Genomic DNA, 3,856 nt, shown 5'->3' with positions numbered 1-3,856 from the left:
GAAGACGTACTGGCCCGCCTCGACGAATTCGACACCATCATCGATGCGCGCAGCCCCTCCGAGTACGCGCTGGACCATCTGCCGAATGCCATCAACTGCCCGGTGCTGGATGACGAACAGCGCATCGCTGTCGGCACCATGTACAAGCAGGTCGGCTCGTTTGAAGCCAAGAAGGTCGGCGCAGCCATGGTGTCGAAGAATATCGCCTACCACATCGAAACGCTGTGGCTGGACAAGCCGCGCGACTGGAAGCCGCTGATCTACTGCTGGCGCGGCGGCAACCGCAGCGGCGCCATGGCGCATGTGCTGGCCAAGATCGGCTGGCCGGTGGTGCAGCTGGACGGCGGCTACAAGGCCTTCCGCAACCAGATCAACCTCGAACTTGAAAAGACGCCGGAGCTGGATTTCCGCGTCATCTGCGGCACTACCGGCAGCGGCAAGACCCGCCTGCTGGATACGCTGGAGGCAATCGGCGCGCAAGTGCTGGATCTGGAACAGCTGGCAGCCCACCGCGGTTCGGTGCTGGGCRATATTCCCTGCCAGCCGCAGCCTTCGCAGAAAGCGTTTGAGACCTCGATCTGGGACCGCCTGCGCCGCTTCGATCCTGCGCACCCCGTGTTCGTTGAATCCGAGAGCAAGAAGGTAGGCGACCTGCGCGTACCTGCGGCGCTGATGGACCGCATGCGCGCCTCGCAGTGCGTGGCCATGAACGTCTCGCGCGCCGACCGCGTGAAGCTGCTGATCGAGGATTACCAGCACTTCGCCTGCAATGCGCCGGCGCTGAATGCACAACTGGAGTTCCTGGTGCCACTGCACGGCAAGGAAAAGATCGCGCGCTGGCAGGAGATGGCCAGCGTCGGCCAGATGCCGGAGCTGGTGGACGAGCTGCTGGTGGATCACTACGATCCGGCTTACACCAAGTCGATCAACAGGAATTTCGTACAGTACGATAAAGCCCAGGCCGTGGAGCTCGCGGACATCTCGCCAGACTCCTTCCTGGCCGCAGCGAGACAGCTGCACAAGGAATAAAAAAAGCCGCCCGTGGGCGGCTTTTTTATTATTCGGCTTTCGCCGGAGCGGTGGTGACCGGTCGAACGATCTTCACTTTCGCTTTCTGCTTCAGCACTTCCACGTAGCCCACCATTTCCTGCTGCGCGGTCAGCGTATTGATCTGCTGCGCTTCCTGATCGCGGCGTGCTGCGTCTTCGTTGGCAGGCTGCTGCACCTTGCCGATGCGGTACACGCCGTAACCTACGCCCGGTACTTCCACGCCGACATAAGCCGGCAGCTTGGAGACGTCGGCGCGCATCACAGCCTGGAAGGCCGCAGGATTGAATTCAGGCTTGGCGCGGGACACCAGTTTGGCTTCACCGAAGCCTTCAGCGCTACCGGCCTTTTTCGCTGCAGCCAGCTTCTCTTCGCCGGCTTTGTGCGCGGCCTTCAGGGCTTCTTCCATGGTCACGCGTTGACGGATTGCGCCTTCCACTTCAGCCAGCGGACGCTTGGATGCAGGCTTGAATTCCACGATACGTCCGGAAACCAGAGTGCTCGGCGCCACTTCAACGGCTTCGGTATTGCGCTTGTTCTTGATGGCGTCATCGGAGAACAGCGCGGTCAGGAACTTGGCGTTGTTGAACGGCGCCTGGCCCAGTGCAGGCGACGGCTGACGGGTCAGGCCTTCGGCGGTTTCGATCTTCAGTTTCAGCTTGTCGGCCGCTGGCTTCAGGCTGTCCGCTTGCTCGTACACGGTGTTGGTGAAGGTTTCAGCCATTTCGGAATACTTCTTCGCGGCCTTCTGCTTCTTGATCTCGGCGACGATTTCCGGCTTCACTTCGTCCAGCGTCTTCACATGCGCAGGCTTCAGCTGGGTCACGGTGATGATGTGGTAGCCGAATTCGGACTCCACCAGATTGCTGATCTCGCCCTGCTTCAGGCTCAGGATCGCGTCTTCTACCGGCTTCACGAAGCTGCCCTTGACCAGGAAGTCCAGATCACCGCCCTGCTCCGCGGAGCCCTGGTCTTCCGACTTGGCCTTGGCAATCTTGGCGAATTCGGCCGGGTTCTTACGCACTTCGGCCAGGATAGCTTCAGCCTTGGCTTTCGACGCTGCCTTGTCGGTGCCGTACTTGATCAGGATGTGGCTCGAACGGCGCTGCTCTTCTTCGCTGTAGCGCTTTTCGTTGTTCTTGTAATAGGACGCGATTTCCTCATCGTTCACGCTGACCTGGTCTGCAATCGCAGCGGCGTTCAGCACCACGTATTCGATCCTGGCTTGCTCAGGCACTTCGAACAGCTTGGCGTTCTTGTCGTAGAAGGCTTTCACCATATCGTCGGTGATCTTCACCTGCGGCACGAAGGAAGCCACCGGCAGCATCAGTTCCTGCACTTCGCGCTCTTGTGCGCCGAAGTCGGAAATCATCTTGGACACGGTGCGTGGCGCGAAGCCGCTGAACTCGATGGCGCCGGTCAGCTGCTGCAGGCTCAGTTCCTGGCGCAGACGCGCCTGATGCATCTCTGGCGACATGCCTTGCGCGGCCAGCACGGCCTTGTAGCGCTCGACTTCGAACTTGCCTTTGTCATCCACCAGGCCTGGAATCTCGCTGATGATCTTGCGCAGCGTAGCGTCAGTCACGGTCAGGTGATCGCGGTGCACTTCGGCGTTCACTGCGCGCTCGGCGATCAGCGTATCCAGCACGTTCTGCTTGAATTCCGGCGTGTCGAACTGCTTCTGGTCGAACTGTGGACCCATACGCTGGCGCAGGTTGTCCAGCTGGTTGCGCTGTGCGTTGTCCAGCTCTTGCTGCGTCACCGAACGGCCATCGACCTTGGCGAGCGTATTGGCGTCTTCGCCAAAGCTGCGGTAACCGCTGATGCCGAYGAGGGCAAACGACGGCACAATCAGAATCGCCAAAATAATCTGCATCAGTTTTTGATGCGTGCGAACAAAATCAAACATGGTTAGCTGGTTTCCGGTCTTGTGGATGCTACGTAAATGTTCGCGCGATTTTACAGGGCTGTTGCCCCCATAGCAAGGCGCCACAAAGGAAAAAAGCCCCATCTGCACATAGCGCGACCTGGGGCGCGTTAGGGCTGATGAGGCTTTTTTCGGTATTCTGGCGGAGTGGACGGGGCTCGAACCCGCGACCCCCGGCGTGACAGGCCGGTATTCTAACCAACTGAACTACCACTCCTGCAAACACAACACGGTACTACAATCGTTTAACTGGTGGGCGTTGAGAGGGTCGAACTCCCGACCTAATCCTTGTAAGGGATCCGCTCTACCAACTGAGCTAAACGCCCGGTTAAACTGCCCGGTAAGCATCACTGCTTACCGAAGGCCATTATTGTACAGCGTCTTTCAAAGCTTTACCAGCTTTAAATTTAGGAACTTTTGCTGCATCAATCTTGATCTCTTCTTTCGTGCGCGGATTGCGGCCGGTACGGGCTGCGCGCTCGCTCACGGAGAAGGTGCCGAAGCCGACCAGGGTGACGCTGTCGTTCTTGGCCAGGGTGGTGGTTACGCCATCGATCACTGCGTCCAGCGCGCGAGCGGCTGCCGCTTTCGAGATGTCTGCGGAAGTAGCGATGTGGTCGATCAGTTCAGTCTTGTTCAAAGCAAGGTCCCCGTCACAAAGGTTTAAATCGTTTATACCGTTTTCATGCCTAACAATAAGGCAGAAAAATATTGCGAGAAAAATCTCAGGGCGTATTAAACAAGCCGGGATTACTCTGTGTCAAGGGTAAATAGCAAAACAGGCGCCAGATGGCGCCTGTTTTTCCAAACCGGGTGACCCAAGTGTCTGCCACGAGGTGGCAGACACTGGCTTTTCACGGTTCAGTGTTTGACTACTTCGGC

At 58.4% G+C, this 3,856-nt stretch carries 3 protein-coding genes and 2 tRNA genes; 1 reads left to right on the top strand and 4 read right to left on the bottom strand.

All coding sequences use genetic code 11. The features are described 5' to 3' along the window. Positions 1–1,029: tRNA 2-selenouridine(34) synthase MnmH (gene mnmH, locus AB4Z11_RS26075; RefSeq protein ID WP_442028741.1), on the top strand; the 1,029-nt coding region annotated here is incomplete at its 5' end. Between the two features lie 28 nt (positions 1,030–1,057). Here mnmH and AB4Z11_RS26070 read toward each other — a convergent pair. From AB4Z11_RS26070 to AB4Z11_RS26055, 4 genes are all read right to left on the bottom strand, one after another. Next, positions 1,058–2,956, bottom strand: a complete 1,899-nt coding sequence (locus AB4Z11_RS26070) for a SurA N-terminal domain-containing protein (RefSeq protein WP_442028740.1) — start codon at positions 2,954–2,956, stop codon at positions 1,058–1,060. A gap of 158 nt (positions 2,957–3,114) precedes the next feature. Then, a tRNA-Asp gene (locus AB4Z11_RS26065) sits at positions 3,115–3,191 on the bottom strand. 33 nt (positions 3,192–3,224) lie between these two features. Next, positions 3,225–3,300, bottom strand: a tRNA-Val gene (locus AB4Z11_RS26060). A 41-nt stretch (positions 3,301–3,341) separates the two neighbouring features. Further along, positions 3,342–3,614, bottom strand: coding sequence for an HU family DNA-binding protein (locus AB4Z11_RS26055; RefSeq protein ID WP_055927923.1), 273 nt, complete (start codon positions 3,612–3,614; stop codon positions 3,342–3,344). Between the last annotated feature and the right edge of the window lie 242 nt (positions 3,615–3,856).

Source organism: Pseudoduganella sp. RAF53_2, assembly GCF_052113985.1.
Lineage (GTDB): Bacteria > Pseudomonadota > Gammaproteobacteria > Burkholderiales > Burkholderiaceae_D > Rugamonas.
This window is presented reverse-complemented; position numbering and strand designations above follow the sequence as displayed.